The following is a 22,170-nucleotide window of genomic DNA, read 5'->3' as shown; positions in this document are numbered from 1 at the left end:
GTACTCGCGCTATCAGAGACTGGTTGCGATTAGACTGACAGCACCGTTTAAAGCCCTTGCAGATGAGCGACGATTTCTCCTTCGCTCACCACATCGGCGTATTTGGCGTCCATATCGAACAGATTGGCTTCGTGCGGGGCCTTGTGACGGTCGCCTACGGCATCGCGCACTACGGTTGTGATAAAGCCGTGGCTCATCGCGTCCACGCATGATGCACGGACACAGCCGCTCGTCGTCAGGCCGGTCAAAATAACATTGTCCACGCCCAGCGCGGTCAAGGTTGAGGCGAGCGACGTCCCGAAAAATGCACTGGGATATTGCTTGGAAATGATCAGCTCATCCTCGCGCGGCTCCAACCCTTTGGGCCATGCCCCCATCGCGCTTCCTTCGAGGAAGTAGCGCAGCGGGCGGGCCTTTTCATAAAAGCGCCCGCCATCAATTGCCTTTGGGTGATACACCACGTTGGTCAGGATGATCGGAATTCCCGCTCTGCTGGCGGCCTCGCGCACGCGCAGCGCCGAGGCAAGCGCGTCATCGACATCTGCATAGAGATCGCATTCTGGGTCGAAATAGCCTTCGACAAAATCGATCAGGATGAGAGCGGGCTTTTTGCCAAAGCCCGCCCTTTGCCCATAGGCTTTGGCGTAGTTTTCATCGAGCTTGCTCATCACAACGCCTCTTTTGGTGCCCGTTAGATTTCTGGCTTAGAACTTGAAGCCAATTTCAGCGCCAACCAAGCGGCGGGCGCCCGGCGAGATGAAGGATCCGCCAAATTCGATCGCCGGGATCACCTCGTTGAGGTATTCGCGGTTCAGCGCATTGTTGGCAAAGATCGCGGCGGTGATATTGCCAGTCTCAATCCCAGCGCGCAGGTTCAGCACGCCAAAGGCATCGCGCCGCGCCACGCCGTAATTCGCATTGCCGACAAAGTCAGGCAGGGCGAGGGCAGAGATCGGCAGCAGGCCGGAGAAGAGCGTGGGCGCTTCTTGGTTCTGGAATGAGTGGAACCAGGTCGGGCCAGTAATCCGGTAGTCCGCGCGCACGATCAGATCGACGCTGTCATTGAATGGTACATCGATCTCTGTACCCAGATTGATCGTGTAATCAGCGGTGTAGGGTGATTTGTTACCAACCGTTGAAGGGCGCGAGCTGTTGGCTTTGATCTCGCTCTCGGTGACGTTGACCGAGCCGAAGAAGGTCCAGCCGTCGACCACTTCGGCAGAGGTGTTGAACTCAATCCCGTAGACATCGACCTCGTCAATGTTGGACACGACCCGGAGCAAGCCGAACGAGCCAACGAAGAACTCGAAGAACTGCATGTCTTCGATGTCGGTGTAATAGGCCGCGAGGTCGAAGGTAATCGCGCCGCCCGCAATCTCGCCCTTTACGCCCGCTTCAAACGCGGAGGAGACCTCTTTGTCGTACTGGTCTTCGATGGATACATCCGCGCCGATAAATTGCACGAAATTGGCATCGATGATGGCGGCGGAGCCTTGGTTGTTGAAGCCGCCCGACTTAAATCCAATGCCCCAGTTGGCGTAGAAGTTTAGGTCAGGATTGGGCTGCCAGCTGAGGCTGACTTTCGGCTGGAGCTGCCGGAAGGTCGCATCGACCGGCGCGAAGGCTCCGAAGGCAAGGCCAGGGTTGATCGGGCCGCCGGTGAAGGGATCGAGCGCGCCGGCTGGCACAAGCGATTCTGACGAGCGGTCTTCGATGTCATAGCGCAAGGCGAGGCCAGCGGTGAAATCGCCGAACTGATATTCCGCATTGCCGAACACGGCATAGACGCTGGTGTCGAATGTATCATTGAGCAACAGCGAGGTTGGGTTGGCGCTGCCCGGTGCGTTGAACAGCTCGCGGCTGACGCCTGCGCCTGTGTCGCCGCCAATGCTGACGCCGGTTTCGCGGTCAATATTGAGGAAGTATGCCCCGATCTGCCAGCTCAGCGCATCGCCGCCGTTAGAGGCCAGGCGGATCTCGCCGCTGATGTCGGATTGCTTGCGGATCTGCAGCTGAGTGCCGTCGCATGTGCTCGGGCTGTAGGCGCCAAAGGTGGAACCATTGACGGGATCAAAGATGAAGGGAACCGGCAGAGCGCCAACAAAGCCGGGCTGGTTGACCGGGAAGCCGGTGAGGTTCGCGGTAGAGGAGAAGCAGCTGTCGACCACATTTTGCGCGGCGGGGTCCGCCGCTGCGATGAAGCGTGCAAAGTCCGCCGAGGTCCCGTCGGCGGTCAGCAATTGATCGACGTCGGAATAGAGCGCCCATGCGGTCAGCGTGATGTCGCCAAAATCATGCTCGATCTTGGCTGAGATATCCAAGCTGTCCTGCTCGTTCGTGGGCCGGATATTGCCATAATAGCGGAACGGATGGTCGTTCACATCTTCGTTAAATGCCGGGTTCACGCCCGCGAAATTCGGCAGGTGGAACGAGGAATTGAAGTTGATCGACGCGCCGCGTAGCTGTGAATAGCGCGCTTTGATATCGAGCTCTGTTGCATCGCCCAGGTTCGCGACCAAGCGCCCGTCCACGCTCCACACTTCCTGATCATCGACCACATCGCTGTCGAGAAATTCATTGCGGAAGAAACCGTCTGTGCTTCTGTAATAGCCAGATACGACGAAGCCCAGATTGTCGCCGAGCGGCCCAGCCACATGACCGGTTGCCTGTATGGTGTTTTCGTTCGCGTAAGACGCCTTCACTCCGCCTTCGAAGAAATCGGAGGGTTTCAGCGTTTGCAGGACAATCGCACCAGCAGCCGCGTTGCGTCCGTAAAGCGCGCCTTGCGGACCTTTCAGGATTTCGACCTGGCGCAGCGTACCTTGGGTCTGGTTCAATTGCGCAGTGTTGGTTTTAAGGATGCCATCAACCACCAGCGCGACGGAGCTTTCCGCATCGCGCGCGCCATTGATCCCGCGAATGTTGATCTGGGTATCGCCCGCCTCAGCCGTGCCAGTCACGATGGTGACGCCGGGGGTTAGCTGAACGAAATCCTCGGCATTGTCGGCGCCGGTGCGCTCCAAAGCTTGTGCGGTAAGAACCGAAACCGATGCGGGAACATCTTGCAAGCGTTCATTCTGGCGCCGCGCGGTAACGATAATCGCATTGTCTTCTTCATCCGCATCGACCGAGGTGGGCACCTCTGAATCTTGCGCGTGAACAGGTGTTGCCAGCGCGGGCGCAAATGCAGCCGTGGCGAACAGCAGAGCTTTGGTTGAACGCTTCATAATTCGACTTCCCCAGATTTATCGTGATCCGATTTTGATCGGACTTGGTCGGTGGCGGCTGCGATCTTTCGAAAAATCGCACAGCGAATAAACAATCATTGCAGTGCGCGTTCCTTATTGTATACAAAATCAACCCGTCAAGCTTTTAGAGGATTCTATGTCTCGCGCATCGGACAAGGCCTACTCGCAAATCCGCGAGCTTATCATCTCGGGCGATCTTGCCCCGGGTGAGGCCTTGGGTGAAGAGGCGCTGGCTGAGATGTGCGGCGTGTCGCGTACGCCGATCCGCGAGGCCTTGCGCCGGCTAGAGGCGGATATGCTGATCCGCAAAACAGAATCTCAGCGCAGCTATGTCTCTGACTGGTCGCTGGATGACGTGCATGATGTGTTTGAGCTGCGCGCCATGCTGGAGGGATATGCCGCGCGCAGAGCCGCAGAGCTGATGGATGATGCGGTTCTCAAGGCGTTAGAAATGCACAATTCCCGTCTTGGAGATGCGGTTTCGAGTGATCCACCGAATATCGAAGAATTCCTTGCTCGCAACCGCGAGTTTCATGCGCTGATCCTGCGAACCGCGGCTTCACCTCGGCTCGAAATTCTGCTGCAAACCCTGATTGAGCAGCCGGTAATTTGGCGCACTGCGCATCATTATGAACTCAGTGAACTGGTTCGTTCGCATCAGGAGCATGACGAATTGATCGCGGCTTTTGAGCGCGGCGATGGGCCGTGGGCGGAAGCGATTATGACCGGCCATATCCGCCGTGCTTTCCATGCTTATTCGGATGCGCATCAAGAAATGATGGCAGCGGAAGCGGATCAGAATAAGAAGCGGGCCTAATATAAATGTATACAGAAAGCATAGAAATTGTTGAGGTCAGTCCGCGCGACGGTTTGCAAAATGAGAAGCAACCGATTTCCACGGAGGACAAGCTGACGCTGATCAATCGGACAATCGAAGCCGGGGCTCGGCGGATCGAAGTGACCAGCTTCGTCAATCCCAAGGCGGTGCCGCAAATGGCCGATGCCGATGCGGTGTGCGCGGGCCTGCCTGACCGTGATGATGTGACCTACATTGGCCTGGTGATGAACCTGCGCGGAGCAGAGCGAGCGATTGCCACAGGACGCATTGATCAATTGGGCGCAGTAGCGGTGGCCACCGACACCTTTGCCATGCGCAATCAGGGCCAGACGAGTGATGGATCGGTCGATGCCTGCTGCGCAATTATAGAGCGAGCCAAGGAGGCAGGCCTCACTGCGCAGGCCACCATTGGCGCAAGTTTTGGCTGTCCGTTCGAAGGCGAGGTGAGCGAGGATCACGTTGTCGCCATGACTAAGGCCATTGCCGAGGCAGGGCCGGTCGAGATTGCTCTGGCCGACACAATCGGCGTCGGCAATCCAGCGCACGTTGCGCGTCTGGTGGAGCGAGTGCGCGAAGCCATTGATCCGCTGCCCGTCCGTGTACACTTTCACAACACGCGCGGCACAGGCCTCGCCAATGTCTGGGCGGCCATCGGCGCAGGCGCGCAAACGGTCGATGCATCGATTGGAGGGCTCGGCGGATGCCCCTTTGCTCCGGGCGCTGCGGGCAATGTTGCGACCGACGATGTTCTCTACATGCTCGAAAGAGCGAAGATTTCTACGGGCCTTTCGCTCGATACCATTATCAAAACGAACCACTGGCTTGCCGGTGTGATGGATAAAGAACTGCCGGCGATGGTCGGTAAAGCAGGTGGGTTTCCAAACCCGACCGATGATAAAGAAAGGAATGCTGCCTAATGGGCTATCGCCTTGGAGTGGATGTTGGGGGCACGTTTACCGACCTCTTGCTGTTTAACGATGAGACCGGAGCATTCTGGCGTCACAAAACCCCCTCGACCCCGCATGACAGCTCAGAGGGTATTCTGACGGGCGTCGAAGCGATCACGAAGGAAGCCGATGTCGCGCCGAGCGAGATCGAATATTTCCTGCACGGCACCACCGTTGCGACCAATGCGGTGCTGGAGGGCAAGGGCGCGAAAGTCGGCCTGATAGTGACCGAGGGTTACCGCGACGTGATGCAGATTGCGCGCAGTTTTGTGCCCGGTGGGCTTGCCGCTTGGATCGTCTGGCCAAAGCCTCAACCGCTCGCGCATCTGGAGGACACGATTGACGTGCCGGGCCGGATGGGCGCGGATGGCAAGGAGGTGCGCCCTCTGGATGAGGACGCAGTGCGCGCCGCAATGCGCAAGCTGAAGGGGCAGGGTATCGAAGCGCTGACTGTCAGCCTGATCAACGCCTATGTGAACGGATCGCATGAGCAGCGCATTGGCGAAATTGCAGCCGAAGAGCTGCCCGGTCTGCCTGTGTCGCTGAGCCATGAGGTTCTGCCTGAAATGCAGGAATATGAGCGCACACTCTCCACGGTTGCCAATGCGGCGGTGCGCCCGGTGGTCGGCAAATATGTCTCCAACCTGCGCAATCGGCTTGAGCAAGAGGGCCTCAAAGGCAAGCTCTCGCTGCTGCGTTCTGATGGCGGGTTGATGAGCAGCCAGAAGGCTGAAGAGCATCCGGTCAACATTCTGATGTCCGGCCCGGCTGGCGGTGTGACCGGCGCATTGTGGGTCGGCAAGAACGCTGGCCTCAGCAATATCCTGACGTTGGATGTCGGCGGTACATCGACCGATGTGGCGCTGATTGAAGGGCTTGAGGCGCGCCGCGTGCGCACCACCGAAGTCGGCCACTTATCGGTCCGCGCATCGGCGCTCGATGTAAAGACAGTCGGCGCGGGCGGCGGCTCAATCGCTCACGTGCCAGAATTAACCGGCGCACTGCGGGTTGGCCCGGAAAGCGCGGGCGCGGTGCCCGGCCCGGTGGCTTATGGCAAGGGCGGCGAAGTGCCGACCGTGACCGACGCCAATGTTGTGCTCGGCTATCTGCCAGAGGATCTGCTCGGCGGTGCGTTCCAGCTTGATCGGGAAGGCGCTAAGAAGGCTGTTCAGACGGTTGCGGATGCGCTGAGCGTTGGCCTGATGGAGGCCGCGCGCGGCATTATCGACATCGTCAATGAAAACATGTTCGGCGCGCTGCGCATGATCAGCGTTCAGCAGGGCTATGACCCGCGCGAGTTCGCGGTGATGGGCTTTGGCGGGGCAGGGCCGCTGCATGTGAATGCGGTGGCGAAGCTGATGGGCAGCTGGCCAGCGGTCAGCCCGGTATCCCCCGGCGTGCTGTGCGCGCTCGGCGATGCGACCACGCGGATGCGCACCGAAACCGCACGCAGCTTTAGCAAGCTGGCGCGCGATACGGACGAGGTGGAGCTTGCCAATGTCCTGACCGAAATGGAGCAGCAGACGCGGGCGGAACTGCTCGCGGACGGCGTGCCCGAAAGCGCCATTACCAGCACCTTTGAAGTTGACGTCCGTTATGCGGGTCAAGCCTTTGAAGTGCCGCTGACCATTGATCAGGACTTGCTCAACACAGATGGGATCAACGGTATTCTGGCGCGCTTTGACGAGGAGCATCTGCGCCTCTTCACTTTCAACATGGATACCCCGCACGAGATCGTGAACCTGCGCGCGGTTGCGATGGGTGAAGCGCCCGATCTGCCTGCCAATGAGCTGGAGAAGGGCGACGGCGATCCTTCGTCCGCGAAGATCCGGGCTCACACGCTTTGGATGGACGGCGAAGAACGCGCCGCTGTGATCTATGACCGCGCGAAACTGCGCCAAGGGGACATCATCCCTGGCCCGGCGATCATCACCGAAATGGACTCGACCACTCTGATTGAAAATGGCTGCACCGCCACGGTCGATGCGGTCGGCAATATCCTTATCAATTTGAACGAGAAGGGCTGAGACGATGCCTGCACAAATCATTCAATCAAACACCACTCCCTTCAAAAAGCTCGATATCGATCCGGTTACGCTCGACATTATCGAGAACGCGCTGCGCAATGCGCGCATTGAGATGGATGCGACGCTGGTGCGCACTGCCATGTCGCCCGGCATTCGCGAGCAAGGCGATGCCTTTCCGCTGATCGCTGCGCCCAGCGGCGAGATGATCGTAGGCCAATTTGGCAGCTATATCGGCCCATTCCTAGACGGGTTCGATGGCACGGTTGAGGAAGGCGATATGATCTTCCTCTCCGATCCTTACTCCGTTGGCGGCGCGATCAGCCACTCCAACGATTGGCTCGTTTTGCTGCCTGTGTTCAAGGATGGCCGCTTGGTCGCCTACACGTCCATGTTCGGCCACCAGTCTGACATTGGCGGCATGGTGCCCGGCTCCATGCCGATTGGTGCGACCTCGATCTTTCAAGAAGGTGTGCGCATCCCGCCGGTGAAAATCTGGAAGGACGGCGAATATAACGACGACCTGATGAAGCTGGTGATGCACCAGACGCGCAAGCCCGACTGGTGTCAGGCTGATCTCAACGCGCTGATCGCCAGTTGCCGCGTCGCCTCCAATCGCGTGATCGAAATGTGCGAGCGCTTTGGCGATGATGTCTATTATTCGGCCACCAAAGAGCTGCTTGCGCGCAACCACCGCGCGATGAAGGCGCTGATTTCTCAGGCGATCCCGACCGAGAAAGCGAGCTTTGAGGATTACATCTGCGATGATGGCAAGGGCTATGGCCCTTACAAGATCAAATGCACAATGTGGCGCGAGGGCGATAAGGTCATTCTCGACTTTGACGGCACCGATCCGCAATCTGCCGCTTCGATCAACTTTTTCCTCAATGAAAACATGTTCAAGATGTTCTTCGGCATCTACATGATCATGGTGTTCGACCCGCAGATCCTGTTCAATGACGGGTTCTACGATCTGATCGAGGTCCGCATTCCAGAAGGATCTTTGCTGAAGCCGAAATTCCCCGCAGCGCTTTCTGGGCGCACCCACGCTTTGGGGCGGATTTTCGACATTCTCGGTGGTCTGCTGGGCCAAGGAACGCCGGAGTTCCTCAACGCTGCTGGGTTCAGCTCATCACCGCATCTCTTCTATTCCGGCTGGGACAGCCGAGAGGGCAAAGAGCGCGATTGGTTCCAGCTGTTCCAAATCGGCTTTGGCGGGATTCCGGGGCGGCCGCTGGGCGATGGACCGGACGGACACTCGCTGTGGCCGGGCTTTACCAATGTGCCAAACGAGTTTTTGGAGCGTTATTTCCCGCTGCGGATTGAACGCTATGCGACCGAACCAGACAGCGGGGGTGCGGGCCTGCACCGCGGCGGTAATGGTATTCACATGACTTACCGTTTCCTTGCCGATGGTGAAATCGCAATCCATGATGACCGCTGGTTCGTGCCGCCTTGGGGCGTCAATGGCGGGCATCCCGGAATGCGCGCGAAGAAAGTGCTCGAACGCGCGGATGGCACCACGGAAATCGTTGGCAATAAGATCGAAGACGTATCCGTCAAAGAAGGCGAATTGCTGCACTTCATCACCTGGGGCGGCGGCGGCTGGGGCGACCCGCTGGAGCGTGATCCAGAGTTGGTGGGCCTCGAAATTCGGCAAGGCCTTGTCACGCCTGAAGGCGCGGCCAATTATGGGGTCGTCGCCGACGGTGACGGCGTCATCGACATTGCGGCCACTGAGGCCTTGCGCACCAAGATGCGAGCTGAGCGCGGCGAGCTATCGCTGTTCGACTACGGTCCTGGAATCGAGACTCTGCGCGCCAATTGCGAGAGCGAAACCGGCCTGCCGGCGCCAATCCAACCTGAGTGGCATGATCAAGGCATTGCCGAGGCGGCCGAATGACCGAGCCGAAAAACAATGGCGCGCTCGCCGGATTGCGCGTGGTCGAAATGGGGCAGCTGCTGGCTGGCCCATTTTGCGGTCAATTGCTCGGCGATATGGGCGCAGATGTCATCAAGATCGAGGCACCGGGCAAAGGCGATCCGATGCGCGTTTGGGGTCAGGGCGAGGAGAAGGTGCAGTGGGAGGTCATTGCCCGCAACAAGCGCTCTGTGACCTGCAATTTGCGCGTTCCAGAGGGCCAGGCGATTGCCGCTGAACTGATCAAGAAAGCCGACGTGCTGATTGAGAATTTTAAGCCCGGAACGCTGGAGAAATGGGGCCTTTCACCGGAGGAGCTCCACAAGCACAACCCCGGCCTGATTGTGGCGCGCATGTCTGGTTATGGACAGACTGGGCCCTATTCAAAGCGCGCCGGGTTCGGTGGTATTGGCGAGGCTATGGGCGGCTGGCGCTATATCGTGGGAGAGCCGGACCGCGCGCCATCGCGCATGGGCGTCTCAATCGGCGACACTCTATGCGCGACCTATGGCACTATGGGTGTGCTTGCCGCGCTGCATCACCGCGAGAAAACCGGCGAGGGCCAGGTGATCGACACCGCGCTGTATGAGGCGGTCTTGCAAGTCATGGAGGGGCTGGTCCCCGAATATGATTACAATGGCTTCATTCGGGAGCGGTCTGGGTCGATCTTGCCCGGCATTGCCCCCTCGAACGTCTATTCCTGCAAGGATGGTCCGTTTATGATTGGCGGCAATAATGATGCCATCTTTGCCCGTCTGGCGCAGGCCATGGGCCAGCCCGAGCTTGCAGAAAGCCCGAAATACGCGACCCATCTGGCGCGCGGCGAAAACCAGACAGAGCTCGATATTCTGATCAATGAGTGGACCGCCACGCTGACCATGGACGAGGTCGATGCACTGATGATCGAATATTCGATCCCAGCGGGCCGGGTCTACACCGCGAAAGACATGCTTGAGGATCCGCATTTCAAAGAGCGCGAGGCGATCATCGAGGTTGAGACCGAGGGCCGCGGCAAGTTGAAGATGCAAAATGCCTTTCCGCGCTTTTCCAAATCGCAATCGGGTTTTCGCAAATCTGCGCCGACCCATCCGGGGCAGCATAACGCGGAAATCTTCGGGGAGCTGCTGGGCTGGGACGAGCAGGAATTGGCCAAACACCAAGCCGAGGGCTTCGTTTAAGACGCGTTCCTGCTGCGCTCAGAACATGTAAAATTTCATTGCAGCCAGCCAATACTGGTTTCGCGGCCCTCCAAGGTGTTATACCCAGAGGACCGGAGGATTTTGCATGAAGCAAGCTGCGCTGAAAATATTGATTGCGGGGGCGTTTTTCGCCTCAGCGACGACCCAAGCCATTGCCGCGCCCGAGGGCGAGATCCGCTATGTCGTGAAGCCGTCGGACACTTTGTACGACCTGACCAAGCGTTATTTGGTGAACCCAGCCGCGCTGGAGCGCGTGCGCCGCGCCAATGGCGTGCGCAACCCGCGCCTGATGCAGGTTGGGACGACCCTAAAAATTCCGCGCAGCCTGCTGAAATACCGCCCGGTCCCGCTGACCCTTCAGAGCTTTTCGGGCAGCGTCAGCCTAACCGCGCGCGGCCGCAATGTGACGCCTCGCATTGGCCTGGCTGTGCGTGAAGGCGCAGAGATTACCACCCGCGCAAACAGCTTTGCCGCGTTTTCCGGAGACGGCAATTCGAGCCTTTCTATCCCCTCCAACTCGCGCGTGCGCATTGTCGATGCGCGCCGCTATCTCATCAATGGCCAGATCGATGTGCAGATCAGGGTTCTCAAAGGCCGCAGTGAAGTCGTCGCGCCCAAGGTGAACGGTCAGGGCCGCTATCGGATTGGCACGCCTCTATCTGTGACGGCAGTGCGCGGCACCGAATTCCGCGTCGGGTTTGAGCCTGATGGCGAAGTCAGCCTGACCGAAGTTATCGAAGGCGAGGTTGCGGTTAGCGCGGGCGAGAGTGAGGCCGCGACTGCTGCTGGTTTCGGTGTTGCCTCGGCTAAGGATCAATTGGGCGCGCAAGAACGTCTGTTAACTGCGCCAGAGCTGGTTGATCCGGGCCGTATCCAAACCGACGAAATGGTCGAGTTTGCGATCAACGAATTGAGCGGCGCGGCGGGCTATCGTACGCAAATTGCCAAGGATGCTGGTTTTGTCGAGACCGTGACTGAGCGGATCACAGATACGCCGCTTGCCAGTTTCGATGGTCTCGAAGACGGCCGCTATTTCGTGCGCTCCCGCGCGATCTCCGCCTCTGGGCTTGAAGGTCTGTCGCGGACATTCTCTTTCCGCCGCAAGCGCGCCGGTGTGGAGGGCGGGGTTGAACCATCACCATTTGATGATGCGTTCAAATTCGCTTGGCGCACGCAGGGCAGCGAAGACAGCCTGAGCGCCTTCCAGCTATGGAATGCGAAGACGCCAGGCCAATTGCTGGTCGATGAAGTGGCGCTCGAAAATTCCGCCATCATCATCTCCAACTTAGAGAATGGAGATTATCGCTGGCGCGTTGCGACCTTCGAAATTGACGAAGGCGACGTCATCAAAGTGTGGAGCCCGACGCAAGAGCTGTCCATAAGCGAGTGAGTCAGCCCTTGCCGCACAATCGAGCGTCCGCATGAAGAATTTCCGTCTGTTCGGCGAATGGCTGCTGCTGTTTGGCGCGACAATTGTGCTCGTGCTGACCGCTTGGCAGCAGGAATGGACGCACCGGATTGATTACAGTCTGCTCGATTTCGCCTCGCAATACCGCCTTGCAGAGCCGTCGGACGAGATCGTCATTGTCGAAATAGACGATCGTGCCTTGTCAGAGATTGGCAATTGGCCATGGGACCGGGCGCGCCATGCGGAGCTGATCGATCAATTGTCGACCTATGGTCCTAAGCTGACCGTGGTCGATATTCTGTTCGTCGACCCGACCCAGCCAGAGAGCGACGCGCAATTGAGTCGCTCTGTGGCGGAGGCTGGCAATGTGATCCTGGCCCATGCCTTTGCGCGGCCGATGGGCGCGTCCAACGAACCGGTCCCGGTTTTCCCTATCCCAGAGCTGGCCAATGCAGCGCAGGATGTGGGGCATGTGTCCGTCGGGGCCGATAGCGACGGCGTGGTGCGCCGCTTTGTGCTCGAATTTGAAGCGGGCGGTCAGCAATACGACCATCTGACCAAAGTTGCCGCGCTGAGTGCAGATGCGGAGGCTGTGGAATTGCCGCAAGACACCGCCGAGCCGATTGTACCGATGCATCCCTATGGCTCCTTCGTCAGCTATTCAGCGGGCGATGTGGTTTCTGGACAGGCATCGCGCGAGTTTTTGGCTGGCAAGATCGTTCTGATTGGATCGACCGCGCAAGGCCTTGGAGACCGCTACACCGTCGCGGATCATGCCGGGCGAATCATGAGCGGGGTCGAAATGCAGGCCAACCTATTGAGCGCCATTTTGCAAAATGAGCTGATCACCGACCTCAATGATTGGATCGTTGGCGCAGCTCTGATCGCGGCGATTGCGCTGCTATTTCTCACCTTCTGGCAATTCCCACCGGTTTGGGGATTGCGGTTGTCATTGGCGCTGATCGCGGCGCTGGTGGCGCTGTCCACCGCGCTGGTCGTGTCGGGCCATTGGATGCCGGTATTCCCTGCGATTCTGGGCGTGGTGGTTGCCTATCCGCTGTGGGGTTGGCGGCGCCTCAGCGCGGTCAGCCGGTTCTTGGAAGTTGAAGCGCAGGCGCTGATGCCGCGCGCAGGCAAAGAGGTCGCCGATGGCAGCTCCGGCTTTGATACGGTGGCGCGCCAGGTATCCTTGATGCGCAATTTGATCGGAGCCACGCGCGAGCGGCTGGCGTTTCTGCGCAAGACGCTGTCCGCATCACCCGACCCGATGATGGTGTTTGATGAAGAGGACCGCGCGGTCCTTATGAACGAGCAGGCGATGGTCATTTTTGGTGAGGAAAGCGATTGGTCTGGTCTGACCTTACTCCAATTGCTCGCCGAAAACCGGGCGCAATTCGACACCAAGATGGAAGAGATAACGTCCGCGGATGGGCGCGAGTTTCTGGTCGCCTCCTCTGAGGTGGAGATCGACGAGCAGATCAAGATCATCACCATGCGCGACATCACCAAGATCCGCGAGAGCGAGCAGCAGCGCCGTGAAATGCTGGAATTTCTCTCGCACGATATGCGCTCCCCGCAGGCCGCGATTGTCGGCTTGGTTGGAGCAGCGGGCAAGAACCTGCCTGAACAAGAGCGCATGGAGCGGATTGAGAGCCAGGCGCGCCGTACGCTTAAGCTGACCGATGATTTCGTGCAGATCGCCCGGCTGGAATATGAAGGCATTGAGCCGATCGAGACCGATATTGGCGCTTTGCTGCACGAGGCCACCGACCGGGCCTATCCGCTCGCAAAACGCAAGCATATCAAGCTGGAAACCAGCCTGCCGATGGACCCGGTGTTCTGTATGGTGGAGGCTTATTCGCTGTCGCGCGCGATCGACAACCTAATCGGCAATGCGCTCAAATTTTCGTCCGAAGGCGAAACGGTCAAGGTTGCGTTGAAGAGCGGCGAAAACGGCGCGCCGGTGATTGAGGTTGTCGACGAAGGCCCCGGCCTGCCGCCGGAACGCGTGAGCGATCCTTTTGCTCGCTTTGGTGCGCGCACCAAGGGAGCAGGGCCCAGCGCCGGGCTAGGTTTGGCCTATGTGAAAAAGGTGGTCGACGAGCACGAGGCAGAGATCAGAGTGCGCACCAAATCGGATGGTGGCACCTCGTTTGAGATTATTCTGAACTGCGAGCAGATGATCAGCTACTAATTGCTGGCGAGCTGGCTCACCAGAATCTCGGCAAATTCATCCATTGGCGGCTCTTTGCCTTCGCAAATGGTGCCTTGAGCTTTGCTCTGCTGAACCGGCTTGCCGCTTGCGCGGTCAAACAAGGCGAGGCTCGCTTCCACCGTTACGGCCTTGCACAGGTCGAGCAATCTTGCTTTGCGCGGCTCGGCAACAGGGCGGGGCGGCTCTGTGTTATCTCCAGCCTCACCGGCGAAAACGCCTAGACTTGCTGCCCGCTGAGACAGGGCCAATTCGGCCACGACATCGGCGTCCTCCGCCACAGTGATGCCCTTAGCGGCCAAACTTTGTTTGAGAGCGGAATGCAGCGCCAAAAGCTGCGCCTGTTCCTTGTCCGGTTCAACCAGATGGATTGATTGCGCGCTCGGAGCAGCGCCCGTGCTGGAGCTGATCTGCGGCGGCATGGTCACCGCGCAAGCGGGAGCAAGGCTGCAAGATGCGGCCAGGATTGCGCTGCTGAGGAACCGGTGTTTGCGGATCATATCTCACTCTTCATCGGATGGCTCATCATTATACGCATCCATCCGATATCCAAATCCAAAAACAGTGCTGATCACAAAGCCATTGGCCGGTTCCAGCTTTAACTTGGCGCGAAGCCGCGAGATGTGGACATCGACCGTGCGCGTTTCGAGGTCGGCATTGCCGCCCCAAACCTTGGACAACAGATAGCCGCGAGAAAGTGGCCGGTCAAAGTTCTGGAAAAACAGGTCAATCAAATCAAACTCACGCGAGGTCACCGGCACATCCTCGCCATCAACGGTGATCGACTTCGCTTTGCGGTCGAGCGAATATTTGCCGTAGCTGGCTTGGGTGTCTGGTTTTGAGGTCTCGTTGCGGCGCGCTGCGGCTTCCATGCGCGCTTTGATCACCTCGTCTGATTCGGGCTTGATAATGTAATCGACCGCGCCTGCTTCCAGGCCATGGACCACATCTTCTTTCGCCGCGCGGCTGGTCATCACGATGAAAGGCGGCGGTGTGTCCATGTTCTCAGACGCCCAGCTGACGACCTCTGGCCCGGTCATGCCCGGCATGTTCCAATCAAGCAGCACAATGTCATACGTCTCGCGTTGCAGCGCCCGTTGCAAAGCGGAGCCATCTAGAAATGTCTCAACCTCGTGCCCTGCCCCTACCACGATGGCAGACACCTGTTCGAGCAGTTCCTTTTCGTCATCTGCTAGAGCCACGCGCATTTACTAGATCCCCTGTACAATTATTTGCTTCAATAACTTGTTATCACACGATTTGGGTAATCCATAGGCCTTGTGATGTTTGATCGTGACCAAGCGGAGGGTGATGCTGGGGCGAAACCCTGTTTCTACTTGTTTCAGAGTAACGCGCACTGAGATTGGTTTCTTCGCAGGATCGGCTTATTGAGTGCCCATGGAGCAACTTCGCATGACTGAAGAACCGCCAGAGGGTGCGGCGGATGATTGGACCATTCCGCAGGACTGGGCGCAGTTTTCTGATCAGGATCACGCGCGCTGGCGTGATCTTGTCACCCGGCAATCAGCAGGATTGCAGGGGCTTGCGTCTGCGGCTTTTCTGGATGGGCTTGCAACCTTGCAGCTCGCGGAAAATGGCATTCCGGACTACGCAGAGTTTAATCCGCGTTTTCTCGCGGCGACCGGTTGGCAGGCGATTGCTGTCCCCGGCGTGATCCCCACAGATGTGTTCTTCAAGCATTTGTCGCAGCGCCGTTTTCCTGTTTCAAACTTCCTGCGCCAGCATTCCTCGCTCGATTACAATGACGAGCCGGATATGTTTCACGATGTCTTTGGCCACCTGCCAATGTTCGTTGACCGCACTTTTGGCGATTTCATGGCCGCTTATGGCCGCGCGGGATTGCGTGCGAAAAACAAGGGCGTGTCTGATCTGCTCGGGCGGCTTTATCTGCACACGGTCGAATTTGGCCTGATCCATGAGGGCGCCGGAGTGAAGGCTTACGGTGCGGGATTGCTTTCCAGCTATGCTGAGACGGTGCATGCGGTGAGCGGCGACAGCGCCCGCAGGCTGCGGTTTAATCTGCCGCGTATGATGCGCACGGATTATCCCTTCGACACGTTTCAGCCGACCTATTTTGTGATTGAGAGCTTTGCAGCGCTGCTCGAAGAAATGGAGACGACCAGCCTTAGCGCCGTCTATGACGAGTTGAAGGACCTAAAAATCCTCGCGCCAGGCGAGAGCGATCCGAGCGATATTGAGTTTAAGGTGGGCGGGGCATGAGCGACAAGAAACCAAGCGGAGAGCTGCCTGAACGCTCGCCGATCACGCGCCGGATCGAGGACGGCGTGGAGACTTTCGAAGCGGTGATTCAAGGCGAGACGATCCAGTGGGATAAGGGCCTCACCTACGGTCGCCATTTGCAAACAGATCAATTGCTTAGTAGCCAAGTTCCGGTCTCAGACAAGCCGGACGAGATGCTGTTCATCATCATGCATCAGACCATGGAGCTGTGGATCAAGCTGATGCTGCATGAGGTGCGTGAGGCGATCGCTGCCTTGCGCTCAGACAAGCTGGGCAGGGCGGGCAAGACGCTCGACCGGACGGCGACCATCATGCGCCATATGATCCACAGCTGGGAGGTGTTGGCGACGCTGAGCCCGCATGATTTCCTCACCTTTCGCGGGTTCCTGCGCAAAGCATCGGGTTTCCAATCGCACCAATATCGCGAGCTGGAATTCCTGCTGGGCCTGAAGCGCCCCGACCTCATTTTGGTCCACCATGACAATGGTGAGGCGACCGAGCAGCTGACGCAGGTTCTGAAAGAACCCTCGCTTTATGACGAAGTGCTGGCGGCGCTGACGCGCGGCGGACTCGATATCCCCGACGGCAAGCTAAAGCGCGACTGGAGCGAGCCCTATGAGCCGAGCGAAGCAGTCGAAGACGCGTGGCTCGCGATCTACACCAATCCTGATCAGTATTGGGAGCTCTACACGCTCGGCGAGAACGTCACCGCGCTCGAATATTATTTCCAGGAATGGCGTTTCAAGCACATGAAAACCGTCTCGCGCGTGATCGGGCATAAGCATGGGACTGGCGGTTCTTCCGGCGTCAATTACCTCGTCAAAGCGCTGGATCTCAATTTCTTCCCAGAGCTGTGGTCGATGCGCACCCGCATGAACGCGCCCAAAGAGGGCGGCGATTATTCGCAGTGCCCCGTTTCATGAGCGCGCCCCGGATCTGGGACATTTCGCAGCGTATTCATGCAGGTATCCCCCTGTGGCCGGGCGAGCCGCCGGTGGTGATAAAGCGCAATGTCGAAATCGGGCCGGACTGTCCGGTTAACATCGGTGAACTCTCGCTTCCGCTGCACACTGGCACGCATGGCGATGCGCCGCTGCATTACGACCCGGTGGGCATTGCGAGCGATGAGTGCGGTCTTGAGCCCTATCTTGGCCGCTGCCTGGTGGTCGACGCGCGCCATGCCGTTGGCAGCGTGCAGGAGGGCGATCTCGACTGGCAGGCAATTGCCGGGGAAAGCCGCGTGATCCTGCGCACTTATGAGCGCTTTCCGCATGACGCCTGGGACTCCAACTTTACCGCGATTGATGCGCGCGTGATTGCGCGGCTGCGTGAGGGGGGAGTGCGCCTGATCGGCACTGATGCGCCGTCGCTTGACCCGGAAACATCCAAGACGATGGACGCTCATCACGAGGTGCGCGCGGGCGATATGCGGATTTTGGAAGGCCTGGTGCTCGATGATGTACCGCCCGGCCAATATGAGCTGATCGCATTGCCGCTGGCGATTGCCGGGGCTGATGCAAGCCCGGTGCGCGCGATTTTAAGGGAGCTGGCGGCATGACTTCATTGGCAGACCAAGTGGCGGCGCTCGATGCGAATGATCCTTTGCGCGGCTTTCGCGATCAATTCCAACTGCGCGATGGGCTGATTTACCTTGACGGCAACTCGCTTGGCGCTCTGCCCAAGACGACGATGGCGGCCATGCAGGATGCGGTTGGTGAGCAATGGGGCGAGGGCTTGATCACCTCATGGTTGGGCGCGGATTGGGTGAATTCGCCGCGCCGGATCGGCGATAAGATTGCCGCCTTGATCGGCGCAAGTCCTGGCGAAGTGATTGCCGCGGACAGCACTTCGGTGAATATCTTCAAGGCTTTGGGGGCGGCATTGTCCTTGCAATCAGGGCACTCGGTGATCCTGACCGAGGAAGGCAATTTCCCCACAGATCACTACATGATGCAAGGGCTGGAGCGTCTCAGTGGCGGCACAGTGCGCTCGCTCGCGGTGCCTGCAGGCGACGTGCTTGGCCGCTTGGATAACGACATTGCCGTCCTGCTGCTGACTCAGGTGCATTATAAGACCGGCGCAATGCGAGACATGGCGGCGGTCAACGCGGCTGCGCATAAACACGGCGTTCTGGTGATTTGGGATCTCAGCCATTCGACCGGCGCGATTGAAGTTGATCTAAGCGGCGCGGGCGCGGATTTCGCGATTGGTTGCGGCTACAAATTCCTCAACGGCGGGCCGGGCGCGCCCGCTTACATGTATGTGGCGCAGCGTCACCAGCATGCCGATGCGGTGCTAGCCGGATGGTTTGGCCATGCGCGCCCCTTCGCCTTTGAAGAGCAATATGATGCGGCAAGCGGGATTGAGCGTTTTCTTTGCGGGACCCCGCCAGTGCTAGGGATGGTGGCATTAGAGGCCGGCGTGGACCTGATCGCGAAGGCAGACATGCGCGATGTTCGGGCGAAATCGGTTCAGTTGGCAGAGCTCTTGATCGAGCAGATGCAGCCGCTGTGCGCGCAATATGGCTTTGAGTTGGTCAGTCCGCAAAACCGAGCGGAAAGTGGCAGCCACGTCTCTTTCGCGCACCCCAACGCCTATGCGATTGCGCAGGCTCTAAAGACCCGCGATGTCATCGGCGATTTCCGCGCGCCAGATGTGCTGCGTTTGGGGCTGACCCCGCTGTACCTGCGCTATGCAGACATTGTGGAGGCGGTCCAGCGCCTCAGCGAGATTTGCGAGACGCGCAGCTGGGACAGGCCAGAGTTCCACGCCATGTCAGCGGTGACGTGAGCTGTGCATCGTGCAGCCAATTAAGCGAAGCAATCGATCTGTGTGGCCGCAATTTTGCCGATGATTGCCGCGCATCACTGCTTGCCATCAGCCGTTTAAAGCTGTTTCATCCTCCCCATATTTCACGCGTATTCCAGCCTTTGTTCGCGCGCATTCCCGCCGCCAATGCTGATAGGACATAACGACCGATGATCACTTTGCTTTCGCCTGCCAAGAAGCTGAACTTTGATCCGCTAGAGACCAGCCTAGAGATCACGCAGCCGCGCCTGGCTAAGGATACGCGCGAGATTGCTGGCGTTGCAAAGCAGCAATCTGCCGCCGATCTCAAACGCTTGATGCACATTTCGGACAAGCTGGCTGAGCTTAATGAAGAGCGCTTTCGCGTGTTCGATCTAGAAGGACGCAGCAATTCAGCCAAGCCAGCGGGTCTGACCTTTGATGGCGATGTCTATTGGGGGCTGGAGGCGAGCAGCATGGACGAGGCATCGCTCAGTTATGCTCAGGAGCATCTGCGCATTCTTTCCGGCCTTTACGGCTTGCTCCGCCCGATGGATGCGATCCAGCCATATCGCCTGGAAATGGGCACGAAGATGGCCAATGATCGCGGCAAGTCGCTGTATGACTTCTGGGGCAGCCGGATTGCTGAAACGCTCAAAAGTGATCTGGCGGATCATGGCGATCAGACCGTGGTCAATTTGGCGTCGAACGAGTATTTCAAAGCGGTCGATCAAAGCGCGCTGGATGCGCCGGTTCTCACCGCGAGCTTCCTCAATGTGAAGGATGGCGAGGCGCGGCGGCTGATGTATCACGTCAAATTCGCGCGAGGGCTGATGGCGCGCTGGATCATGGAAAATCGGATTGACCGGGCAGAGGGCCTGAAGGACTTCAATGCGGAAGGGTATGCCTATGACGCGGCGGCCTCTAGCGAGAGCGAACTGGTGTTCACGCGCAAGCAGCCGCCAGTGAAGAAATAGCGTCTTGCCTAGGTTGATGCGCCGTTGAGCCTGCCAGCTACAAGGCCGCGCCCGATGACATGGGCCTGGATCTCACCAGCGCCTTCGAAAATGTTGAGAATGCGCGCATCGCACAGCACCCGGCTGATCGGATATTCCAGCGCATAGCCATTGCCGCCGTGCACCTGCAACGCATTGTCCGCATTGGCCCAGGCGACGCGCGCGGCGAGCAGTTTCGCCATGCCGGCCTCAATATCGCAGCGCTCGCCCCGGTCCTTGTGGCGGGCGGCGCGGTAGGTGAGTTCGCGCGCCATTACTGTCTCTGCGGCCATCATCGCCAGCTTGTCTGAAACGCGCGGAAAGGCGGTGAGGCTCTTGCCAAATTGCTTGCGCTCCAGTGCATAGCCCAAAGCGAGGTCGAAGGCGTTCCAAGCGACCCCAATGGCGCGGGCGGCGGTTTGAATGCGAGCACCTTCGAATGTGCGCATTAATTGCTTGAAGCCTTGGCCCTCTGCCCCGCCGAGCAGGCCCGTTTCAGCGACGGCAAAATCGTCAAAGCCGAGGGCATATTCCTTCATCCCGCGATAGCCGAGCACCTCGATTTCGCTGCCATCGAGGCCAGCGTCAGGGAAGGGTTCAGCGTCAGTGCCCCGCGTCTTGTGTGCGAGTAGCATGGAGAGCCCGCCATAGCCGGGTTCGTGGGGATTGGTGCGGCACAGGACTGTCATCAGATCAGCGCGCGCAGCATGGGTGATCCAGGTTTTCGCCCCGTGAATGCGCCAGCTTCCATCCGACTGCTGGGCCGCGCGGGTGCGCACCGATGCGAGGTCTGATCCGGTGTCCGGCTCTGTGAAAACGGCGGTTGGCAGGATCCGGCCATCGGCGATTTGCGGCAGCAGCTCCGCCTTTTGGGTGTTTGTGCCGTTCTCTCCGATCAGCTCGCCAGCAATTTCTGACCTTGTGCCAAGCGAGCCTGCGCAGATCCAGCCACGCGATAGCTCTTCAGAGACGAGCGACATCGCCAGTTTGCCGAGGCCTAGCCCGCCATATTGCTCGGCGATGCATACGCCGAAGACGCCGAGTTCCGCCATTTCACCCACGACCTCCAGCGGGATGAGATCGTCAGCCAAATGCCAGGCGTGGGCATGCGGGGTGATCCGATCGGCGGTGAAGGCGCGAAACTGTGTGCGGATCATATCGAGCGTTTCATCGCCTAGGCCCTCATAGGGACGCTCGCCTTGGCTCAATCGCCCGGTCAGCTCGGCGCGGGTCTCTAACGTGTTGCCTTCCGCAATCATTTGAGCGACGGCGGGATTGGCGGAAAAAGCCCGTGCCGCATCCTCCAGACCAAATTCACCCGGACGGATCACTTCATTGACGCTCATCACAATGCCGCTCGCCAATTGCGCGCAATATTCGCCGAAGCCTACGCGCAAGACCAGTTCATCGACGGTTTGGAACGCGCCCGCACTTTGCGCGGATTGCGCCCACTCAGCGGCCGCCTCAAGTGCTTCAACCGTGGTGGCGATCCAGGCAAATCCGTGGGTCAGGCGCTGCTCGCGCTCGGCCAATGCGGCGTCGACCCGGCCGCCTGGCGCAATCACGCTGGCGGTCTTGTCTGCGACCGCCGCGCGATAGGCGCGCGCTGCCTGCGCCGCTTCATCAGCCAAAGATACCCAGTCTATCGTCATTCAGCCAATCCCATTTGCCCCGCCGCCGCTTCTCATGTGTGCTAGTCGAAGCAGCCCGGTAAGTCAGCCAGTGAATTTGGGATGCGCACCGTATGTTTAGCAGCGCGCAGAAGGTGATCTTGCGTGTACCGATTGACAACGTTATCAGTGGTCCCAGAGAGACGGAGGGATTGATGAAGTTTCACGCAGCGATGCTTGGCTTGATGGCTTGCGCATTAACCGCTTGCGGTGCACCGCAGGCCAGCGAGCCGGACGCAGAGGCCCCGGCAGCAGCGGATGGAGCCGCATTGGCCACCGCTGTGCTGACGAACGAAACCGCCAAATCCACCGAAGAGGAATGGGGTACCTTTGCCGAATTTTTCGCCGGGACAACGGCTGGCACGCGTGACCTCCTGTCCGGCACCGCGACGATCAAGCCGGGCCTCGAAATTCACCCGCCGCATCGCCACGCTGAGGAGGAATTCCTGATGGTGCTGGAGGGGCAGGGCGAATGGACCGTGGGTGAGGAGGTTTTCACCGCGAACAAGGGTGATATGCTCTACGCCGCGCCGTGGGATTTGCACGGGGTTAAGAACACCGGCGACACGCCGCTGACCTTCGTGTTCTGGAAATGGAATTCAAACGGATTGCCAGCGCCGCCTGATCCGATGGAGGCGGCAGGCGAAGAGTAGGTGACG

Annotated in this window: 18 protein-coding genes; 13 read left to right on the top strand and 5 right to left on the bottom strand. The window is 59.0% G+C overall.

What is annotated here, in order from left to right; all coding sequences use genetic code 11:
* Nucleotides 1-47: 47 nt before the first annotated feature.
* The gene (locus tag AC0V6V_RS05415; protein WP_486164413.1) at nucleotides 48-668 is read right to left on the bottom strand and encodes an isochorismatase family protein; all 621 of its coding nucleotides are present in this window, start codon (nucleotides 666-668) and stop codon (nucleotides 48-50) included.
* 36 nt (nucleotides 669-704) lie between these two features.
* Nucleotides 705-3,227 carry a TonB-dependent receptor gene (locus tag AC0V6V_RS05410; RefSeq protein WP_486164412.1) on the bottom strand — a complete coding sequence of 841 codons (2,523 nt, stop codon included), beginning with the start codon at nucleotides 3,225-3,227 and terminating at the stop codon, nucleotides 705-707.
* 157 nt (nucleotides 3,228-3,384) lie between these two features.
* Here AC0V6V_RS05410 and AC0V6V_RS05405 point away from each other — a divergent pair, with 157 nt between their 5' ends.
* The 7 genes from AC0V6V_RS05405 (at nucleotide 3,385) to AC0V6V_RS05375 (ending at nucleotide 13,779) form a co-directional block, all read left to right on the top strand.
* Nucleotides 3,385-4,065, top strand: a complete 681-nt coding sequence (locus AC0V6V_RS05405) for a GntR family transcriptional regulator (RefSeq protein ID WP_486164411.1) — start codon at nucleotides 3,385-3,387, stop codon at nucleotides 4,063-4,065.
* A 5-nt stretch (nucleotides 4,066-4,070) separates the two neighbouring features.
* Nucleotides 4,071-5,003, top strand: coding sequence for a hydroxymethylglutaryl-CoA lyase (locus AC0V6V_RS05400; RefSeq protein ID WP_486164410.1), 933 nt, complete (start codon nucleotides 4,071-4,073; stop codon nucleotides 5,001-5,003).
* Entirely contained in the window at nucleotides 5,003-7,060 is a 2,058-nt protein-coding gene (locus tag AC0V6V_RS05395) for a hydantoinase/oxoprolinase family protein (RefSeq protein ID WP_486164409.1), read from the top strand. The genes AC0V6V_RS05400 and AC0V6V_RS05395 overlap by 1 nt, the downstream gene beginning before the upstream one ends.
* Nucleotides 7,061-7,064: 4 nt before the next feature.
* Nucleotides 7,065-8,960 (top strand): hydantoinase B/oxoprolinase family protein, encoded by a 1,896-nt coding sequence (locus AC0V6V_RS05390; protein ID WP_486164408.1) that lies wholly within the window; start codon nucleotides 7,065-7,067, stop codon nucleotides 8,958-8,960.
* On the top strand, nucleotides 8,957-10,156 hold the full coding sequence (locus AC0V6V_RS05385) for a CaiB/BaiF CoA transferase family protein (protein ID WP_486164407.1): 1,200 nt from the start codon (nucleotides 8,957-8,959) through the stop codon (nucleotides 10,154-10,156). Before AC0V6V_RS05390 ends, AC0V6V_RS05385 begins: the two co-directional genes overlap by 4 nt.
* 106 nt (nucleotides 10,157-10,262) lie before the next feature.
* Complete coding sequence (locus tag AC0V6V_RS05380; protein ID WP_486164406.1) at nucleotides 10,263-11,567, top strand: FecR family protein; 1,305 nt, start codon at nucleotides 10,263-10,265, stop codon at nucleotides 11,565-11,567.
* Nucleotides 11,568-11,598: 31 nt separating this feature from the next.
* Nucleotides 11,599-13,779 carry a CHASE2 domain-containing protein gene (locus AC0V6V_RS05375; protein ID WP_486164405.1) on the top strand — a complete coding sequence of 727 codons (2,181 nt, stop codon included), beginning with the start codon at nucleotides 11,599-11,601 and terminating at the stop codon, nucleotides 13,777-13,779.
* On the opposite strand, the gene AC0V6V_RS05370 is transcribed toward AC0V6V_RS05375, so the two are convergent.
* Together AC0V6V_RS05370 and AC0V6V_RS05365 are read right to left on the bottom strand one after the other, a co-directional pair.
* Nucleotides 13,776-14,297, bottom strand: coding sequence for a hypothetical protein (locus tag AC0V6V_RS05370; protein ID WP_486164404.1), 522 nt, complete (start codon nucleotides 14,295-14,297; stop codon nucleotides 13,776-13,778). The two genes, AC0V6V_RS05375 and AC0V6V_RS05370, sit on opposite strands and share 4 nt — an antisense overlap.
* Before the next feature lie 3 nt (nucleotides 14,298-14,300).
* Nucleotides 14,301-15,005: a response regulator transcription factor gene (locus AC0V6V_RS05365; RefSeq protein WP_486138439.1), complete on the bottom strand. Its 705-nt coding sequence runs from the start codon at nucleotides 15,003-15,005 to the stop codon at nucleotides 14,301-14,303.
* A gap of 205 nt (nucleotides 15,006-15,210) precedes the next feature.
* Between AC0V6V_RS05365 and phhA the strand changes: the two genes are divergently transcribed.
* The 5 genes from phhA (at nucleotide 15,211) to yaaA (ending at nucleotide 19,823) form a co-directional block, all read left to right on the top strand.
* Nucleotides 15,211-16,038 (top strand): phenylalanine 4-monooxygenase, encoded by an 828-nt coding sequence (phhA, locus tag AC0V6V_RS05360; protein ID WP_486164403.1) that lies wholly within the window; start codon nucleotides 15,211-15,213, stop codon nucleotides 16,036-16,038.
* Nucleotides 16,035-16,982 (top strand): tryptophan 2,3-dioxygenase, encoded by a 948-nt coding sequence (locus tag AC0V6V_RS05355; RefSeq protein WP_486164402.1) that lies wholly within the window; start codon nucleotides 16,035-16,037, stop codon nucleotides 16,980-16,982. The genes phhA and AC0V6V_RS05355 overlap by 4 nt, the downstream gene beginning before the upstream one ends.
* Complete coding sequence (gene kynB, locus AC0V6V_RS05350; protein WP_486164401.1) at nucleotides 16,979-17,617, top strand: arylformamidase; 639 nt, start codon at nucleotides 16,979-16,981, stop codon at nucleotides 17,615-17,617. Before AC0V6V_RS05355 ends, kynB begins: the two co-directional genes overlap by 4 nt.
* A complete protein-coding gene (kynU, locus tag AC0V6V_RS05345; RefSeq protein WP_486164400.1) occupies nucleotides 17,614-18,849 on the top strand; it encodes a kynureninase in 1,236 nt (411 codons plus the stop codon). The genes kynB and kynU overlap by 4 nt, the downstream gene beginning before the upstream one ends.
* A 188-nt stretch (nucleotides 18,850-19,037) precedes the next feature.
* Nucleotides 19,038-19,823, top strand: a complete 786-nt coding sequence (gene yaaA, locus AC0V6V_RS05340) for a peroxide stress protein YaaA (RefSeq protein ID WP_486164399.1) — start codon at nucleotides 19,038-19,040, stop codon at nucleotides 19,821-19,823.
* Between the two features lie 8 nt (nucleotides 19,824-19,831).
* Here yaaA and AC0V6V_RS05335 read toward each other — a convergent pair whose 3' ends face one another.
* On the bottom strand, nucleotides 19,832-21,493 hold the full coding sequence (locus AC0V6V_RS05335) for an acyl-CoA dehydrogenase family protein (protein ID WP_486164398.1): 1,662 nt from the start codon (nucleotides 21,491-21,493) through the stop codon (nucleotides 19,832-19,834).
* 173 nt (nucleotides 21,494-21,666) lie between these two features.
* Between AC0V6V_RS05335 and AC0V6V_RS05330 the strand changes: the two genes are divergently transcribed.
* Nucleotides 21,667-22,164 carry a cupin domain-containing protein gene (locus AC0V6V_RS05330; RefSeq protein ID WP_486164397.1) on the top strand — a complete coding sequence of 166 codons (498 nt, stop codon included), beginning with the start codon at nucleotides 21,667-21,669 and terminating at the stop codon, nucleotides 22,162-22,164.
* Nucleotides 22,165-22,170 lie beyond the last annotated feature (6 nt).

Source organism: Erythrobacter sp. S249 (genome assembly GCF_057364975.1).
Note: the sequence above shows the minus strand (reverse complement) of the source record. Positions and strands in the feature narration are given on the sequence as shown.

Coding starts and splice junctions, on each gene's coding strand:
- AC0V6V_RS05415 (WP_486164413.1), bottom strand. CDS start 668: ATGAGCAAGCTCGATGAAAACTACGCCAAAGCCTATGGGCAAAGGGCG.
- AC0V6V_RS05410 (WP_486164412.1), bottom strand. CDS start 3,227: ATGAAGCGTTCAACCAAAGCTCTGCTGTTCGCCACGGCTGCATTTGCG.
- AC0V6V_RS05405 (WP_486164411.1), top strand. CDS start 3,385: ATGTCTCGCGCATCGGACAAGGCCTACTCGCAAATCCGCGAGCTTATC.
- AC0V6V_RS05400 (WP_486164410.1), top strand. CDS start 4,071: ATGTATACAGAAAGCATAGAAATTGTTGAGGTCAGTCCGCGCGACGGT.
- AC0V6V_RS05395 (WP_486164409.1), top strand. CDS start 5,003: ATGGGCTATCGCCTTGGAGTGGATGTTGGGGGCACGTTTACCGACCTC.
- AC0V6V_RS05390 (WP_486164408.1), top strand. CDS start 7,065: ATGCCTGCACAAATCATTCAATCAAACACCACTCCCTTCAAAAAGCTC.
- AC0V6V_RS05385 (WP_486164407.1), top strand. CDS start 8,957: ATGACCGAGCCGAAAAACAATGGCGCGCTCGCCGGATTGCGCGTGGTC.
- AC0V6V_RS05380 (WP_486164406.1), top strand. CDS start 10,263: ATGAAGCAAGCTGCGCTGAAAATATTGATTGCGGGGGCGTTTTTCGCC.
- AC0V6V_RS05375 (WP_486164405.1), top strand. CDS start 11,599: ATGAAGAATTTCCGTCTGTTCGGCGAATGGCTGCTGCTGTTTGGCGCG.
- AC0V6V_RS05370 (WP_486164404.1), bottom strand. CDS start 14,297: ATGATCCGCAAACACCGGTTCCTCAGCAGCGCAATCCTGGCCGCATCT.
- AC0V6V_RS05365 (WP_486138439.1), bottom strand. CDS start 15,005: ATGCGCGTGGCTCTAGCAGATGACGAAAAGGAACTGCTCGAACAGGTG.
- phhA (WP_486164403.1), top strand. CDS start 15,211: ATGACTGAAGAACCGCCAGAGGGTGCGGCGGATGATTGGACCATTCCG.
- AC0V6V_RS05355 (WP_486164402.1), top strand. CDS start 16,035: ATGAGCGACAAGAAACCAAGCGGAGAGCTGCCTGAACGCTCGCCGATC.
- kynB (WP_486164401.1), top strand. CDS start 16,979: ATGAGCGCGCCCCGGATCTGGGACATTTCGCAGCGTATTCATGCAGGT.
- kynU (WP_486164400.1), top strand. CDS start 17,614: ATGACTTCATTGGCAGACCAAGTGGCGGCGCTCGATGCGAATGATCCT.
- yaaA (WP_486164399.1), top strand. CDS start 19,038: ATGATCACTTTGCTTTCGCCTGCCAAGAAGCTGAACTTTGATCCGCTA.
- AC0V6V_RS05335 (WP_486164398.1), bottom strand. CDS start 21,493: ATGACGATAGACTGGGTATCTTTGGCTGATGAAGCGGCGCAGGCAGCG.
- AC0V6V_RS05330 (WP_486164397.1), top strand. CDS start 21,667: ATGAAGTTTCACGCAGCGATGCTTGGCTTGATGGCTTGCGCATTAACC.